13 protein-coding genes and 1 tRNA gene are annotated in these 15,750 nt (G+C 60.0%); 10 read left to right on the forward strand and 4 right to left on the reverse strand.

Translation table 11 applies throughout. From position 1 onward, the window contains the following. Positions 1 to 28: 28 nt before the first annotated feature. The 7 genes from trpE (at position 29) to BM364_RS08650 (ending at position 7,308) form a co-directional block, all read left to right on the forward strand. Positions 29 to 1,537 (forward strand): anthranilate synthase component I, encoded by a 1,509-nt coding sequence (gene trpE, locus BM364_RS08620; RefSeq protein WP_092423329.1) that lies wholly within the window; start codon positions 29 to 31, stop codon positions 1,535 to 1,537. 79 nt (positions 1,538 to 1,616) lie between these two features. After that, on the forward strand, positions 1,617 to 2,216 hold the full coding sequence (locus tag BM364_RS08625) for an anthranilate synthase component II (RefSeq protein ID WP_092423331.1): 600 nt from the start codon (positions 1,617 to 1,619) through the stop codon (positions 2,214 to 2,216). Beyond that, positions 2,213 to 3,235, forward strand: coding sequence for an anthranilate phosphoribosyltransferase (gene trpD / locus BM364_RS08630; RefSeq protein ID WP_092423333.1), 1,023 nt, complete (start codon positions 2,213 to 2,215; stop codon positions 3,233 to 3,235). The genes BM364_RS08625 and trpD overlap by 4 nt, the downstream gene beginning before the upstream one ends. Beyond that, positions 3,232 to 4,044 (forward strand): indole-3-glycerol phosphate synthase TrpC, encoded by an 813-nt coding sequence (gene trpC, locus BM364_RS08635; RefSeq protein WP_092423335.1) that lies wholly within the window; start codon positions 3,232 to 3,234, stop codon positions 4,042 to 4,044. The genes trpD and trpC overlap by 4 nt, the downstream gene beginning before the upstream one ends. After that, on the forward strand, positions 4,044 to 4,526 hold the full coding sequence (moaC, locus tag BM364_RS08640) for a cyclic pyranopterin monophosphate synthase MoaC (protein ID WP_092423337.1): 483 nt from the start codon (positions 4,044 to 4,046) through the stop codon (positions 4,524 to 4,526). The genes trpC and moaC overlap by 1 nt, the downstream gene beginning before the upstream one ends. Then, entirely contained in the window at positions 4,523 to 5,719 is a 1,197-nt protein-coding gene (locus tag BM364_RS08645; protein WP_092423339.1) for a molybdopterin molybdotransferase MoeA, read from the forward strand. The genes moaC and BM364_RS08645 overlap by 4 nt, the downstream gene beginning before the upstream one ends. A 116-nt stretch (positions 5,720 to 5,835) precedes the next feature. Then, positions 5,836 to 7,308, forward strand: coding sequence for a PAS domain-containing protein (locus tag BM364_RS08650; RefSeq protein WP_092423341.1), 1,473 nt, complete (start codon positions 5,836 to 5,838; stop codon positions 7,306 to 7,308). Between the two features lie 63 nt (positions 7,309 to 7,371). Here BM364_RS08650 and clpA read toward each other — a convergent pair whose 3' ends face one another. Both clpA and clpS read right to left on the reverse strand, forming a co-directional pair. Continuing rightward, positions 7,372 to 9,714 (reverse strand): ATP-dependent Clp protease ATP-binding subunit ClpA, encoded by a 2,343-nt coding sequence (gene clpA / locus BM364_RS08655; protein WP_092423343.1) that lies wholly within the window; start codon positions 9,712 to 9,714, stop codon positions 7,372 to 7,374. 9 nt (positions 9,715 to 9,723) lie between these two features. Continuing rightward, positions 9,724 to 10,086 (reverse strand): ATP-dependent Clp protease adapter ClpS, encoded by a 363-nt coding sequence (gene clpS, locus BM364_RS08660; protein ID WP_244542806.1) that lies wholly within the window; start codon positions 10,084 to 10,086, stop codon positions 9,724 to 9,726. Positions 10,087 to 10,475: 389 nt separating this feature from the next. Between clpS and BM364_RS08665 the strand changes: the two genes are divergently transcribed. The 3 genes from BM364_RS08665 to BM364_RS08675 all read left to right on the forward strand — a co-directional run bounded on the left by BM364_RS08665 (position 10,476) and on the right by BM364_RS08675 (position 12,607). Then, a complete protein-coding gene (locus BM364_RS08665; RefSeq protein ID WP_092423345.1) occupies positions 10,476 to 12,041 on the forward strand; it encodes a serine hydrolase in 1,566 nt (521 codons plus the stop codon). 87 nt (positions 12,042 to 12,128) lie between these two features. Beyond that, on the forward strand, positions 12,129 to 12,401 hold the full coding sequence (locus tag BM364_RS08670) for a hypothetical protein (protein ID WP_092423347.1): 273 nt from the start codon (positions 12,129 to 12,131) through the stop codon (positions 12,399 to 12,401). Positions 12,402 to 12,523: 122 nt separating this feature from the next. Continuing rightward, positions 12,524 to 12,607: transfer RNA gene (locus BM364_RS08675), tRNA-Leu, on the forward strand. A gap of 37 nt (positions 12,608 to 12,644) precedes the next feature. Here BM364_RS08675 and BM364_RS08680 read toward each other — a convergent pair. Both BM364_RS08680 and BM364_RS08690 read right to left on the reverse strand, forming a co-directional pair. Continuing rightward, positions 12,645 to 12,923, reverse strand: coding sequence for a hypothetical protein (locus BM364_RS08680; RefSeq protein WP_092423349.1), 279 nt, complete (start codon positions 12,921 to 12,923; stop codon positions 12,645 to 12,647). 318 nt (positions 12,924 to 13,241) lie between these two features. Beyond that, positions 13,242 to 15,713: a penicillin-binding protein 1A gene (locus tag BM364_RS08690; protein ID WP_092423353.1), complete on the reverse strand. Its 2,472-nt coding sequence runs from the start codon at positions 15,711 to 15,713 to the stop codon at positions 13,242 to 13,244. Positions 15,714 to 15,750 lie beyond the last annotated feature (37 nt).

The raw sequence follows: 15,750 nt of genomic DNA on the forward strand, positions 1-15,750 counted from the left end.
CGCCACCCCACCAAGAGTAGAGACCACGATGGGCGACGACTCCTTCACGCGCTTTGCAGAGCAATACCAAGCCGGCAAATCGCAGATCGTCTGGCGTCGCATCGTGGCAGACCTCGAAACGCCCATAGGCACCTATCTCAAGCTGGCGGAACAGCGGACGCATTCGTTTTTGCTCGAAAGCGTGCAGGACGGAACGACGCGGGGCCGATATTCGATTATCGGGCTCCTACCAGACCTGATCCTCAAGGTCGAGGCGGGCACGGCGCGCATCAACCGCCAGGCGCAGCTCGATCCTGAGGCTTTCGAGAACCTCAGCGACATGCCGCTCGATGCGCTGCGCAAGCTGGTTGCAGAGAGCCAGATCGACATGCCCGAGGGCCTGCCACCGCAGTCGGCCGGCATCTATGGCTATCTCGGCTACGAGATGGTCCGCTATATGGAAGTGCTGCCCAACGGAAATCCTGACGATCTGCAGATGCCTGAAGCGGTTCTGATGCGACCCTCCCTTCTGGCGATCTTCGACACGGTCAAGGACGAACTCTATCTGACCGCGCCCGCCTATGTGCGGGAGGGTGTATCGGCCCGGCAAGCTTTTGAGGCGGCGAGCGGCAGAATCGAGGATGCTATCGAACGTCTTGGCCGTGCCTTGCCGGCTACCCCTGCCCCGCCGGAGCTTGAAGCTATCGCGGTAACGAGCAATACATCCCGCGACGACTATTTCGAAATGGTGCGCCGCGCCAAGGACTATATCGCTGCCGGAGACATCTTCCAGGTCGTGCTTAGCCAGCGGTTTTCCGCTGACTTCACGCTGCCGCCGACCGCACTGTATCGCGCGCTACGCCGCACAAACCCCAGCCCTTACATGTATTTCCTCGACTTCGGCAGCTTCGCGGTGGCGGGATCGAGCCCCGAAATCCTCGTGCGGGTACAGAATGGCGATGTGACAATCAGGCCCATCGCCGGTACCCGGAAGCGCGGAGCGACCCCGGCACGGGATCAGGAACTGGCAGCGGAACTTCTGAGCGATCCCAAGGAACTGGCAGAGCATTTGATGCTGCTCGATCTGGGGCGCAACGATGTTGGACGCGTTGCCGAGACGGGTTCCGTTCGCGTGACGGACAAGTTCTTTCTCGAATACTATTCGCATGTCATGCACATCGTCTCCAATGTGGTCGGCAAGCTCGATCCGCAATATGACTTCGTTGACGCGTTGTCGGCCGGATTTCCGGCAGGCACAGTCTCTGGTGCTCCAAAAGTGCGGGCCATGGAGATCATCGATGAACTCGAGAAATCCCGCCGCGGGATCTATGGCGGTTGCGTGGGGTATTTCGGAGCGGATGGGACGATGGATACCTGCATCGTCCTGCGCACCGGCATCGTCAAGGACGGCAAGCTCCACGTGCAATCCGGTGCCGGAATCGTCGCGGACAGCGTGCGAGAACTCGAACAGCTCGAATGCGAGAACAAGGCCCGCGCTCTTTTCAGCGCAGCGGAAGAAGCGCTACGCTATGCCGGGGAAGCGAAGGTAGGGCAGTGAACGTGCGTGACAACTCTCTACGATGGCGGGGTTGGTTCTGAACGCTTTCACCAGAACCGCACTCTTGAGGCAGAACGAAATGACCAAGACCCTCGTCATCGATAATTACGACAGCTTCACCTATAACCTCGTCCATTTCCTGGGCGAACTGGGCGCCGACATTACCGTCAAGCGTAACGACAAGATCACACTCGAAGAGATCGCCGCCATGGCACCGCAGGCGATCGTGCTTTCGCCAGGGCCTTGCACTCCGACCGAGGCGGGTATCTGCCTTGCCGTGATCGAGCGCTTTCAGAACCAGATCCCGATGCTAGGCGTATGTCTCGGGCATCAGGCCATGGGGCAGGCTTTGGGTGGCGACGTAATCCGTGCTCCGCATCTCGTGCATGGCAAGACCAGCAAGATCAATCACACTGGCAAGGGTATCTTCCGCGGGCTCAATGCCGGCTTCGAGGCCACGCGATACCACTCTCTGATCGTCAAGCAGGATACGCTGCCGGATGTTCTCGAGGTTACCGCAACGACCGAGGACGGACTGATCATGGGCATGCAGCACAAGACGCTTCCCATGCACGGAGTGCAATTCCACCCAGAAAGCATCGCTTCGGAGAATGGACACGTGCTTTTGCAAAACTTCCTCGATATCGCGCGCGACTTCAACGGGCAGAGGGCGGCATGATGGATATCAAGCAGGCTCTGCACAAGATCTCGGAAGGCCGGGACCTGACCGGCGAGGAGATGCGCTCTGTCATGCGGCTGGTCATGGATGGCCAAGCCACACCGTCTCAAACCGGTGCGTTTCTGATGGGCATGCGCATCAAGGGCGAAACGGTGGGCGAGATCGCTGCTGCCGTATCGATCATGCGCGAGAAGATGGTCCCTGTTGAAGCACCCGAAGATGCCGTTGATATCGTCGGCACCGGTGGAGACGGCGTTGGCACGCTCAACATCTCCACTGCGGCCGCGATTGTCGTGGCAGCCACGGGGGTGCCTGTGGCAAAACACGGCAATCGGGCGCTGTCCTCAAAATCCGGCTCATCGCAGGCGCTCGAAGCGCTGGGCGTGAAACTGGACCTTACGCCCGCCGAAATCGGCAACTGCGTCAAACAGGCCGGCATCGGCTTCATGTTTGCACCGTCCCACCATCCGGCCATGAAGCACGTGGGGCCCGCGCGCGCCGAACTGGGCGTTCGAACCATGTTCAACCTCCTGGGTCCGCAATCGAATCCGGCAAGCGTTCGCCGCTATGTGCTCGGCGTCTTTTCGGAACAGTGGGTCGAACCGGTTGCTGCGGCGCTGCTGGCCAACAGGGCGATCAAGGCCTGGGTTATCCATGGCAGCGATGGGCTAGACGAGTTGACGGTCACTGGTCCGAGTTTCGTCGCACAGATTGCCAATGGCGATCTGCGCAGCTTCGAAGTGACGCCGGAACAAGCAGGCTTGAGGCGCTACGATCTCAGTGAACTTCTCGGAGGAACACCCGAGCAAAACGCCGAAGCCATTCGCGCGCTGTTCGACGGCGCTTCGGGCGCATATCGCGACGTTGTTCTGCTTAATGCTGCTGCTGCGCTGATCGTGGCCGATAAGGCCGAGGATCTCCCAACCGGAGTCGCCATGGCAAAACAAGCCATCGATAGCGGTAAAGCCAAACAGACACTGGCCAGGCTTGTGGCTGTTTCCAACGGACAAGACGCATGACCGATATTCTCCAACAAATCGAAGCCTATAAGCGCGAGGAAATTGCGTCTGCCAAGAGCATGCGGCCTTGGGCGGAAGTGGTGGCGCAGGCGCATGATCAACCCGCGCCGCGCGGCTTTCTGCGCGCGCTGAAAGAAAAGCGCGCGTCAGGCCAGTACGGCCTTATCGCGGAAGTCAAAAAGGCTAGCCCCTCGAAGGGTCTCATCCGTGCGGATTTCAACCCGGCTCAAATCGCTCGCGACTATGAAGTCGCAGGAGCAGCCTGCCTTTCCGTTCTCACGGACCGCCCGAGCTTTCAGGGTTCCCCAAGCTATCTTATCGAAGCACGCGCCGCGACCAAGCTGCCGGTTCTGCGTAAGGATTTTCTGTTCGAGACCTACCAGGTGGCGGAGGCCCGTTCCTGGGGCGCTGACTGTATCCTGATCATCCTCGCTGCAGTTGGCGACGATGTAGCGCGTTATCTGCTTGATGCCGCGCAAGAATGGGGCATGGACGCCCTGGTCGAGGTGCATGACCAGCTTGAACTGGATCGTGCACTGGCTCTTGGCAGCACTTTCATCGGCATCAACAATCGCAACCTGCGCACCTTTGAAACCACACTCGAGACATCCGTGCATTTGGCGGCGGGTGTGCCGGACGATGTCCTGCTGGTCAGCGAAAGCGGCATCGTCAATCATGATCACGTCCGCATGCTAGAGGAGCGCGCCCGTATCGGCACGTTTCTTGTTGGCGAGAGCCTGATGCGACAGGAGGATGTAGTTGCTGCAACGCGGGCGCTGTTGCAGGGTGTGCCGGAAGCGGTGCGCTGATGACCGAGCGACGCCTCACCCATCTCGATGCCAAGGGCGCAGCCCATATCGTGGATATCGGCGAGAAGGCATTTACCCGGCGCCGCGCGGTGGCGCAGGCCCGCTTGCGAGGCGAGGCCGATACGATCGTTGCCATACTCGGGGGCGCGCTCAAGAAGGGCGATGCACTGGCCGTAGCGCGCGTCGCCGGCATTATGGGCGCAAAGAAAACCAGCGACATCATTCCGCTATGCCACCCTATCCCGCTCACAAAAGTCAGCGTCGAAATAGAGGGGGAAAGCGAGACGACCCTCTTCGTCCGTACGGTAGCCGAAACGACGGGTCAAACTGGCGTGGAAATGGAGGCCTTGACCGCGGCAACCACTGCTGCATTGACGCTCTATGACATGGCCAAGGCTTTGGATCGGTCTATGGTGATTTCGGACATCTGCCTGCTCGAAAAATCCGGCGGAAAGTCGGGAGATTATCGAAGAGAACCATGAACTTGCTTCCAGTCGATGAAGCTTTGAATCGTATCCTGGGGCGGGTCCCACCCGTTGCGGCGGACCGACTTGCTCTGTCCGTTTCTGCAGGGCGTGTGTTGGCTGCCCCGATCATCGCAACCCATGATCAGCCCCCATTTGATGCCAGCGCCATGGACGGCTATGCCGTCCGCGCGGGAGACGTTGCTGACGATCGATGGCTCCAAGTGACGGGCATGTCACAGGCGGGCGCTGGTTTTGCAGGTACATTGGGCGCAGGCGAAGCCGTGCGCATTTTCACCGGCGCTCCAGTGCCACCCGGCGCAGACACTGTCATCATGCAGGAAGAAGCTGAGCGATCCGGCAATCTCGTGCGCTTCACGGCCCCTGCGCGCCGTGGTCACAGCATCAGGCCACGCGGCTATGATTTTGCCACTGGTCGTGAGATCTTGGCAGCGGGCACACGTCTCGGTCCCTTCCAGCTTGCGGCAGCAGCAGCAGCGAATGCGGGCGTTGTTTCGGTCGCTCGGCGGCCGCGGCTTGCGCTTCTCGCCACAGGGGATGAATTGGTTCTGCCCGGCACGCCACTCGGGCCCGACCAGATCGTGGCTTCAAACAGCGTCGCGTTGGCGGCGTCCCTGGCGCCATTTGCCCATGACGTAAGAGACTGGGGGATCGCTCGGGATAGCCGCAACGAACTTGATACAGTTCTTGACCAAATATTTGCCGACGCACCCGACATCGTCGTGACGACAGGCGGCGCAAGTGTGGGCGAGCACGATCTGGTGCAGGCAGCCCTGCTCGATCGCGGTGTCGAGCTTGACTTCTGGCGCATAAACATGCGCCCAGGTAAGCCGCTAATGTTCGGATCCCTCGGCAACACGCTGGTCTTCGGCCTGCCGGGGAATCCGGTTTCAGCGATGGTGACGTCGGAGGTTTTTGTCAAGCCGGCGCTGAGACACTGGCTAGGCTTGCCGCAAATGGCTCCGCTTCGACTGCCGCTCCTTTCACCGACGCCGCGGAACACTGCGCGGAGGCACTTTATGCGCGCGCAAGTCATAGCGCGTGAAGGAACGACAGGCTTGCTGCCGATCACCGAGACCGATAGCGGTCATACGTCTTCGCTCGCCATGGCGGATGCGCTTATCGTACAACCCGAGCACGACCCCGGCCAAGAGGCGGGGACTGTAGTCTCGGCGCTAGAAATCGGTTGATGCTGACAGCTTACGGGGAACTGAATGGGCGCCTGCCGCGCTCTTTCACCCGTGCAGCGAGTAATGGCGAATGTGGTGATGTCCACCGCCTGACGACCAATGCTAGGAGATCCTGAGTGTCGCGGAATACGGATCGGATTGAGTTCGAACTGAACAACAAAGGCTCGTCCAATGACCCTTTTGCGTCCGCGGTTCGCTCTACGCGGATGCCGATGCTGATTACCGATCCCAGGCGGCCAGACAACCCTATCGTCTTCATCAATGACGCTTTCACCAAGCTGACCGGCTATACGCGTGCCGAGGTCCTGGGACGGAATTGCCGCTTCCTTCAAGGCGCGGCAACCAATCCGGACGATGTAACCCGGTTGCGCAATGCAGTTGCGCGGCGAGAGCCGATCGAGACTGACCTGATCAACTACCGAAAAGACGGCACAAGCTTCTGGAACAGGTTGCTGATCTCGCCCGTGTTCGACGATTCCGGCGACCTGATCTACTTCTTCGCCTCGCAGTTCGACGTCAGCCCCGACCGTAACCGCGTGAAGGAGCTGCAGCTATCGCATGAGGAACTCGAAAACGAAATCGAGCGTCGCATGCTCGATATCAGCGCCGCCGACGCGCGTTTGCGTTTCATCCTAGAAGCAGGTGGCCTTGGCGTCTGGACCCTAGACCTCAAGACCCAGAGGCTGGTCGCTTCGGCCCGTTTTAAATCCATCTTCGGCCGGGCCCCGGGCGATACCTTCGATCACTCGGATCTGATCACCGCGATCACCGATACAGATGTGTGGGAAACCGCTGTAGCGGAAGCCGAGGCTAGCGGCGAGGAAATGGTGGTCGAGTGCCAGCTGCGGACACCGACCGAGGAAACGCGCTGGGTCGAACTACGCGGCCAGGTCAATCGCGATGTGGTCGACACCGCCGCCATAATGACTGGCGTCGCGCTTGATATTACAACGCGTAAAGAGACCGAGGAACATCGCAAACTGCTCTCGCGAGAACTCAATCACCGGGTCAAGAACACGCTGGCAACCGTCCAGGCAGTGTTTCTGCAGTCGCTGCGTGCATCGGATACGATCAAGGACGCTGAAGAGCGTGTGATGGGGCGCATGCAGGCACTTTCCAATGCGCAGGACCTCCTGACGCAGGAAGGATGGAGTAGCGCAACGCTCCGCGACGTAGTGGACCGCAGCCTTGCTCCTTTTAAATCTTTCAATATCAGGATTGGCGGGCCGCGGATTACCTTGGGTGCGCGAGCGGTCTCGGCCTTGTCACTCGCGCTTCATGAGCTCGCAACCAATTCGATCAAGTATGGCGCGCTTTCGGCCGAAAGTGGCGCAGTGGCGATCAGCTGGAACATCGAGCCGGGCGAAGAGCCGATGCTGCACTTCCACTGGAGCGAGTTGGGCGGGCCTCCAGTGTCGCCACCGACCCGGCGGGGTTTCGGCTCCCGCGTCATCGTCCAGACAGTCGAAGCGGAACTTAAAGGCGAAGCGCAGATCGAATACGCACCAAGCGGAATTCAGTATGAGGTGGCCGCCCCCATCTCCGCTCTTGTGGCCGATATAGAAGCAGAAGGCGGCGGAACCTACTAGGTTGGCGCTGCCTTCAAACAGATGCGAACATGAAAGGCCGGGATCGCTCCCGGCCTTTTGATTTTAGCTGTTCTTGTCAGCCGTAGCCTTAGGCTTTTTAGGCTTCGGCAATGCCTTGGGCTTAGCCGGACGCGGTGGCACCGCGATCAACTCCAGCTTGGCATCGGCACCTTCGCCTACTACCGCAACGGTGACGTTGCCGCCATTGACGAGTTCGCCAAACAGCACCTGATCGGCCAAGGGCTTTTTGACATGTTCCTGGATGACGCGGCCCAGGGGGCGTGCACCCATGCGCTCGTCGTAGCCGTGCTCGGCCAGCCAATCGGCAGCTTCGGGCGTGAGATCGATCGTGACGCCGCGTTCGGCCAATTGGCCTTCGAGCTGCAGCACGAACTTCTCGACCACACGACGCACCACTTCGCGCGGCAGCGGCGCGAAGGAAATGATAGCGTCAAGACGGTTGCGGAACTCTGGCGAGAAGGTGCGGTTGATCGCCTCTTCATCATCCCCCTGCTCTCGCTTGCGGCCGAAACCGATGGGCGAGCGGGCCAACTCTGCCGCACCCACATTTGATGTCATGATCAGGATCACGTTGCGGAAGTCCACAGACTTGCCGTTGTGGTCCGTGAGCTTGCCGTGGTCCATAACCTGCAACAGGATGTTGTAGAGGTCCGGGTGGGCCTTCTCGATCTCGTCGAGCAGGACCACGCAATGCGGATGCTGGTCGACGCCATCGGTCAGCAGACCACCCTGGTCGAAGCCGACATATCCCGGAGGCGCACCGATCAGGCGGCTGACCGTGTGGCGTTCCATATATTCGGACATATCGAAGCGCAGCAGTTCCACGCCGAGCGTGTCGGCCAGCTGTTTGGCAACTTCGGTTTTGCCGACACCCGTAGGACCAGTGAACAGATAAGAACCGATGGGCTTTTCCGGCTCACGCAGGCCCGCACGCGCCAGCTTGATTGCCGACGAGAGGGCTGTAATCGCCTGATCCTGGCCAAAGACGACAGTCTTGAGGCTCTGTTCGAGACCCGAGAGCAATTCGGCATCCGACTTGGAAACCGATTTCGGGGGAATCCGCGCAATTGTGGCGATCGTGGTTTCGATGTCTTCAACATCGATCACCTTCTTGCGCTGATCTTCCGGCAAAAGCATCTGGCTGGCGCCGGTTTCATCGATCACATCGATGGCCTTATCGGGCAGCTTGCGGTCGGAGATATAGCGCGCGCTCAATTCCACGGCAGCCTTGAGAGCATCGTCCGTGTACTTGATTTTGTGGAATTCCTCGAAATAAGGCCGCAGACCTTTCACGATCTCGATGGCGTCCGGAACAGTCGGCTCGTTGACGTCGATCTTCTGGAAGCGACGGACCAGCGCGCGGTCCTTTTCGAAGAACTGGCGATATTCCTTGTAGGTGGTTGAGCCGATGCAACGGATCGCACCAGAAGCCAAAGCGGGCTTCAGGAGGTTCGATGCATCGAGCGCGCCGCCAGAAGTCGCGCCAGCACCGATCATGGTGTGGATCTCATCGATAAAGAGCACCGCATGCGGCATCTTCTCGAGTTCCTTCATGACGGACTTGAGGCGTTCCTCGAAGTCGCCGCGATAGCGAGTGCCGGCCAGAAGCGAACCCATGTCAAGGGCATAGATCACCGCTTCCTTGAGCACTTCGGGCACATCGCCTTCGATGATCTTGCGGGCAAGCCCTTCGGCGATGGCCGTCTTGCCGACGCCGGCATCACCCACATAGAGCGGGTTGTTCTTGGAACGGCGGCAGAGCACCTGGATGGTGCGGCGCAGCTCCGAGTCACGGCCGATCAATGGGTCGATCTTGCCCTGGCGTGCCTTCTCGTTGAGGTTGACGCAGAAATCGGCCAAAGCCGAGCTCTTTTTGCCTTCGGCGCCACCTTCCCCATTGCCTTCACCTTCTTCCGAGCCACGGACCTTGCGGTCTTCAGCCGGGCCGGACTTGGTGATGCCGTGGGAGATGAAATTCACAGCGTCGAGACGGCTCATGTCCTGCTGTTCGAGGAAATAAGCGGCGTGGCTCTCGCGTTCGGCAAAGATGGCGACGAGTACATTGGCGCCCGTAACCTCTTCGCGACCCGATGATTGGACGTGAATGACGGCGCGCTGAATGACGCGCTGAAATGCGGCCGTTGGGCGCGCATCCTGGCCATTCTGCACGACGAGGCTGTCCAGTTCCTCGTTGATGAAATCTTCCAGGTCGCTCTTGAGCGCGTCGATATCGACATCGCAGCCATTGAGCACGGCGATCGTTTCGCGGTCGTCGGTCAGGGCCAGCAAGAGGTGCTCGAGCGTTGCGAACTCATGATTGCGCTCGCGAGCCAGGTTCATCGCCTGATGCAGAGCCTTTTCAAGTCCGCGGGAAAATGAGGGCATATGATGTTCCTATTGCTTTTCCATCACGCATTGCAGCGGATGCTGGTTCTTGCGTGCCGTATCCATAACGCGCGTGACCTTGGTTTCGGCCACTTCGTATGGATATACGCCGCACTCACCCACCCCCTTCTGGTGAACGTGCAGCATGATGCGCATGGCGTCTTCGCGTGATTTGTTGAAGACGTCCTGCAGCACCAGAACGACGAATTCCATCGGCGTGTAGTCGTCGTTGAGCAGGAGAACCCGATAAAGGTTCGGCCGCTTGGTCTTGGGTCGGGTCTTGGTGACGGTGCCCGTTTCGGAACCGCCTTCGCCGCCTCCCTTGCGCGTGTCATCATCCTCCGGGCCGCCCACGAGCTTTGCGAGGGGCAACGTAGAGCCGTTTGGACGGCGGTCAGGCAGAGGGTGGTGAACTGAGGTAATCATATTGAGTGCGATATCGCAGGAAGAAAACGAAGCAGCTGGTCGAAGCATTATGTAGGCAAAATCGAGCCAGTGTTAAGGGCCTCGCAATCCCGAAAAGTTGAGTAGGCTGATCGCCGGTGGTCAAGAGCTTGCCGCATCCGCAAGGCATGCCCCGCTGAGTTGCCCGAATGCGACTCGGAGACGGGAAATTGATTGCATTTTACAAATTCGTAACGGCGTCCGCCTATTCTGACCATAGGGCATGGACACGGCAGGGGGCGCCGGGTTCGCGAGCCAAGTTTCAGTTGCGTACGGGCGAAGTTTACGTCCCGGTTGAGTAAAGTTGGAGTTCCGGGTTGACCTCACAGGCCAAACCCCCCTGGCGCGTAGCCTTCTTCCGCGCCGTCGCCGTGTTTACCGTTGCTGTAGGCCTGGGCCTGCAGCTGGCAGCACCCGCTCACGCCATCGAAAACCTGCGCAAATATGCCGGCATTGTCGTCGATGCGAAATCCGGCCAGGTGCTCTACGAGGAGAATGGAGACTCGCGCCGCTATCCGGCATCGGTCGCCAAGGTGATGACGCTCTATGTCCTGTTTCAGGAATTGCAGGCGGGCAATCTCACCCTTTCCACTAAGATGACCGTTTCCCGGCACGCGGCCTCTGCGGTGCCGACCAAGCTCGGGCTACGTGCCGGCTCCACCATTGCGGTAGAAGACGCCATCAAGTCGCTGGTGACTCTTTCGGCCAATGACATGGCACGCGTGATTGCAGAGCACATTTCGGGCAGCGAATCCAAGTTTGCCGAGCGCATGACTGCCACAGCCCGCGCGATGGGCATGCGCAGCACCACCTACCGCAACGCCTCGGGCCTGCCCGATGGCGGCCAGGTAACGACCGTTCGCGACCAGGCCATCTTGGGTATCGCGATCTACCAGCACTTTCCGCAGTACTACAATTTCTTTCAGACCACGTCTTTCCGCTACAACGGCAAGACCTATGGCAACCACAATCGCGTGCTCGGCTATATGGGTGCGGTGGACGGCATCAAGACCGGCTACATCAATGCCGCCGGCTCGAACCTGCTGACTGCCGCGCGCAAGGACAACCGCCACATCGTGATCGTTGCTTTCGGCTTCAACTCGGCCGCTTCTCGCGACGAAAAGGTCCGTCAGCTCGTTGCCGGTTACCTGACGAAAGGCCGCCGTGGCGACTACATGCAAACTGCGATGGTCCCGGTCCCTGGTCGCCAGGGCAATTCCAACGTACAAGTTGCCGTTGCACAACCCGCAGCACCGGTCTTTGCCATGCCGATGCCACTTCCTGGCTTCCGGCTTGCAGAACTGGCCGCCCGCAATGGCGCACAGGCTCAACCCGAGGTTGTGGTTGCCAGCGCCGCGCCGGTCCCGGTCGCCCCACCGACTGATCTGGGGATGGAACCTGCCGTACAGGCAGCCGCTGTGCTTGCCGCGCCAACCCAGGCGCCGACACCTGCCTATCCAAGCCAGGACATCATCGGCGCATGGTTGAGCGACACATACAATCTTGGCGCTCCGCCAGCCGCGCTCGGCTCCACCCGGCCTTCCACTCCTCTCGCTCCGCCCGCCGCCGTAGAAGGTGCTGGGGACCAGCCTGTGGACCTGCTGACCAGCGGCTCTGTGCAGTCCGCAGGCCTGGAAGGCGGCGCATGGATCGTGCAGATCGGCGCCGGCCCATCAGAAGACAGTGCGCGTGCCATGTTGTCCGATGCTGCCACCAAAGTCGGTGGACTGGGTGACTTCCGCTCCTATGTCGAACGTTTCGAAAAGAACGGTCAGGTCTTCTTCCGCGCTCGCTTCGTCGGCTTCGGCGATCGAACCGACGCGAATGCGATGTGCAATCGCCTCAAGGATGCAAATCTGGCTTGTCTGGCGATGCAGGGCTGAGTCCTTCAATCTGAGAATTCGGCAGGACAGATGGTCGTCCGCCCTGCCCTGTGTAAGCAATTTGGTGCCTGTGTTTGGAGTAGCCCCATGAGCGAACGCAATGCCTTGATCGAGCTCGCCAACTTTATCGGCCGCTCGCCCCTCGCCTCGCCCGACATGAGCGCGCGGAACAAGGCCCTGTCGGGCATGACCGAAAGGATCATGCCCAAGCAACGCCGATCCGTCGGCGACCTGATGAATGTGGTGCTGACGCTTTCTGCCCGGACGCGCCGCATGGTGCAGGAACCGGTCAAAATAGATATCGATGTTTTTGCCCCCGGCGGCAAACGGGCGCTGTCGATGAAGTTCGGCGAAAGATGATCAAGAAAAGGGCGCACGGAGCGCCCTTTTTGTTTTTGCGAACAGCATCGTCCGCGAAAGCTGGAGAAAGTCTCGCCCGGCAGTTGCAAGGCGCGCAGCTCTGGGCTAGGAACCGATCCCGTGCCCCTCTGGCGGAATGGTAGACGCAGAGGACTCAAAATCCTCCGCCGCGAGGCGTGCCGGTTCGAGTCCGGCGGGGGGCACCAACTTCTCCCAAATGTCAGGACATGTTCCCTACCGCCTCTAAAACGGCGCGGGCGTGGGTGGGGTAAAGTTCAGCGTGTCGAAACGGCGCTGCAGGTCGATACGATCGATACTTCGGCCAAGCTGATCTATCTCGAACTTCGTCGCGTTGCGGTCGCCTTGATCGGTCAGTTGCCGCTGCAGGCAGACAAGACGCTCCTGATTTGCCCTAACAGCCTCCGGTGTATCGCCAGCCACAGGCGCAGGACATGCCGCGGCGGCAGGAAGCACTGCGGCACAATAGATCAGAACAGCAAAAGCGATGCATCTTTGCGACATGCCGCTATTCTGACCCCACAAGCTTGCCAGCGCAAATCACGAGATAGTTCGTCCTTTCGGTGAACCCTTTGGTCCCGACTTTGTTGGGAAAAAGCCGAAAAGGAGCCAGAAGATGAGTTTTCCGCCTCTCGAGCCAAGCCCGACGTTGCCGGATCCCGGGCCGGTGCCTCCAATGTCGAATCCCGACGAGATGCCGCAACCTGGCAAGGATATTCCCGTCCCAGATCCTCACGAACCTCACAACAATCCCGAACCCGGCCCCGACCTGCCGCCTGCCCAGGATCCCTTCCCGGATCATCTGCCGGATCCTAACGGACCCTAGAAGAGAGTGCCGCGCGGTGTGCCCGGCTCTACATAGCCTGTGCTTGGCGGTTGTGTGACATAGCCTCCGCCATATTGCTGTTGCATCTGTTGCTGGCGGACCGCTTCGTCATAACCCTGCACGTCAAGACCAATGACTGAGGTCATCAAGTTTGGGCCACTGCCCGGCTTGAAAGCCTCCTGAATGGCGGACTCGCCCTGGAACGCCTTTACGCCCGTACTGGGATTAATCCAGGCGGTCGTCATGCCCGAAGGCACATTGAAAGGCGTTGCTGGGCGGCCCTGTAGTGCCTTGGCCATGAAATTGGTGAAGATCGGCACGGACATCCCGCCGCCGGTCGAAGCAGAGCCCATGGAGCGCGGCTGATCGAAGCCGACATATATGCCGACGGCGAGATCGGGCGTGAAGCCGACAAACCAGGCATCCTTGTAGTCGTTTGTAGTACCGGTCTTGCCGGCAACCGGACGGTTGAGAGCGCGTGCCGCAGTGCCGGTACCGCGCTGGATCACACCTTCCATCATCGAAGTAATCTGGTACGCCGTCATCGGATCGAGCACCTGCTGACGATTGTCCAAGATGCGTGGCTCACCCTGCCCGTGCCAATCGTCGGCAGTGCAGCCCTCGCAGACGCGTTCATCGTGGCGGTAAACTGTCTTGCCGTAGCGATCCTGAATGCGGTCGATCAGTGTGGGAACGATCTTCCGGCCACCATTAGCGATGGTGGCATAGGCAGACGTCATGCGCATATTGGTGGTCTCACCAGCACCAAGCGACATGGCCAGCACGGGCTGCATATCATCGTAAATACCGAACATGCGGGCATATTCCGCGATAAGTGGCATGCCGATGTCGCGGGCGAGCCGCACAGTCATCACGTTACGCGAGCGCTCGATGCCGCGGCGTAGCGTTTGCGGACCATAAAACTGCTGGGCGTAATTTTCCGGGCGCCAGATCGAGCCATCGCCGTTGCGGATTTCGACAGGGGCGTCAAGCACCACGGATGCTGGCGTATAGCCATTGTCCAGCGCCGCCGCATAAACGATCGGCTTGAAGGAAGAGCCTGGCTGCCGCAGCGCCTGCGTTGCACGGTTGAATTCGGACTCGGCGAAGGAGAAGCCGCCAACCATGGCAAGAACGCGTCCGGTGCGCGGATCCATAGCCACCAGCGAGCCCTCGACTTCCGGCACCTGCTCGAGCGTATAGATGCCTTCTTTGCCTGCCACAGGCGAAACATAGACGACGTCACCCACATCAAGGATGTTCTGAACCGCCTGAGAGACCCAGCGGATCTCGGAGCCGGCGAGCGTACCCTCCACCCGCTCAGGGCTCGCAGCGCCATCGACGTCATTGTCAGGCCGCAAACCGATGCGCGCCTGGTTGTTGCCGACCTCCAGAACTACGGCAAGTTGCCATTCCGGCACGTCGCTCAGTGGCCGGATCTTTGAGACATCAAGGCCCCAGTCGTTACTGAGTTCGACGCTGGCGACGGGTCCGCGGAAGCCTCTGCCGCGGTCATATTCGATCAACCCATCCATCAGGGCGCGGCGCGCATATTCCTGAAGGCGCGGCTCAAGGGTCGTGCGAACCGAGAGGCCGCCGCCATAAAGCTGATCCTCACCGTAAAGCTTGGCCAGTTCGCGCCTGACATCCTCGGTGAAGTATTCAGCTGAATAGACCTGGCTGCCGGACGCACGCGGGATCACGTTGAGCGGTTCCTGCTTGGCGGCCTCTGCATCCGTGGGTGAAACATAGCCGTTTTCGACCATGCGGTCGATCACCCAGTTGCGACGCTCGATCGCAGCGCCGGTGCGGCGGAAGGGATGATAGTTGTTCGGCCCCTTGGGCAAGGCTGCGATATAGGCCGCCTCACTCAAGGTGAGTTGGTAAAGCGCCTTGTCGAAATAGTTGAGCGCAGCAGCAGCCACCCCGTAGGAGTTGAGACCAAGGAAGATCTCGTTGAGATAGAGCTCGAGGATCTTGTCCTTGGAGAAGGTCGACTCGATCCGTAGCGCCAGGATAGCTTCCTGGATTTTTCGATCCCAGGTCTGCTCGGAGGTGAGCAGGAAGTTTTTGGCGACCTGCTGGGTGATGGAAGAGCCGCCGCCTTGGATAGAGTTATTGCCATCCATGCGCGCCATCAGGTTGTCGCGCAGAGCGCGCGCCACACCATCGATGGCGATGCCGTTGTGATTGTAGAAGTCCTTGTCCTCGGCCGAGAGGAACGCGTTGACCACCAGGGGCGGTACCGTCTCGATGGGCTGGAAGAGGCGCCGCTCGCGCGCATACTCCGCCAGAAGCGTACCATCGGCCGCATGTACGCGCGTGGTCACGGGCGGCTGATAATCCTGGAGGACGGTATAATCCGGCAACTGCGCTGAAACGGTCGCGAGATACACGGCGGCCGCCGCAACGCCGCCTAGCGCGAGAAACATGCCGAAGCCGAAGAGCCAGCCGAGCAGACGAAACATACGATCAGTTATCCCAAGACGGAGAGCGGCGCGCACT

The sequence above is a fragment of the Devosia crocina genome (assembly GCF_900116545.1).
Lineage (GTDB): Bacteria > Pseudomonadota > Alphaproteobacteria > Rhizobiales > Devosiaceae > Devosia > Devosia crocina.

What these genes read in the sequence shown, in the direction of transcription:
- trpE (WP_092423329.1), top strand. Translation starts at nt 29, where the DNA reads ATGGGCGACGACTCCTTCACGCGCTTTGCAGAGCAATACCAAGCCGGC.
- BM364_RS08625 (WP_092423331.1), top strand. Translation starts at nt 1,617, where the DNA reads ATGACCAAGACCCTCGTCATCGATAATTACGACAGCTTCACCTATAAC.
- trpD (WP_092423333.1), top strand. Translation starts at nt 2,213, where the DNA reads ATGATGGATATCAAGCAGGCTCTGCACAAGATCTCGGAAGGCCGGGAC.
- trpC (WP_092423335.1), top strand. Translation starts at nt 3,232, where the DNA reads ATGACCGATATTCTCCAACAAATCGAAGCCTATAAGCGCGAGGAAATT.
- moaC (WP_092423337.1), top strand. Translation starts at nt 4,044, where the DNA reads ATGACCGAGCGACGCCTCACCCATCTCGATGCCAAGGGCGCAGCCCAT.
- BM364_RS08645 (WP_092423339.1), top strand. Translation starts at nt 4,523, where the DNA reads ATGAACTTGCTTCCAGTCGATGAAGCTTTGAATCGTATCCTGGGGCGG.
- clpA (WP_092423343.1), bottom strand. Translation starts at nt 9,714, where the DNA reads ATGCCCTCATTTTCCCGCGGACTTGAAAAGGCTCTGCATCAGGCGATG.
- BM364_RS08670 (WP_092423347.1), top strand. Translation starts at nt 12,129, where the DNA reads ATGAGCGAACGCAATGCCTTGATCGAGCTCGCCAACTTTATCGGCCGC.
- BM364_RS08680 (WP_092423349.1), bottom strand. Translation starts at nt 12,923, where the DNA reads ATGTCGCAAAGATGCATCGCTTTTGCTGTTCTGATCTATTGTGCCGCA.
- BM364_RS08690 (WP_092423353.1), bottom strand. Translation starts at nt 15,713, where the DNA reads ATGTTTCGTCTGCTCGGCTGGCTCTTCGGCTTCGGCATGTTTCTCGCG.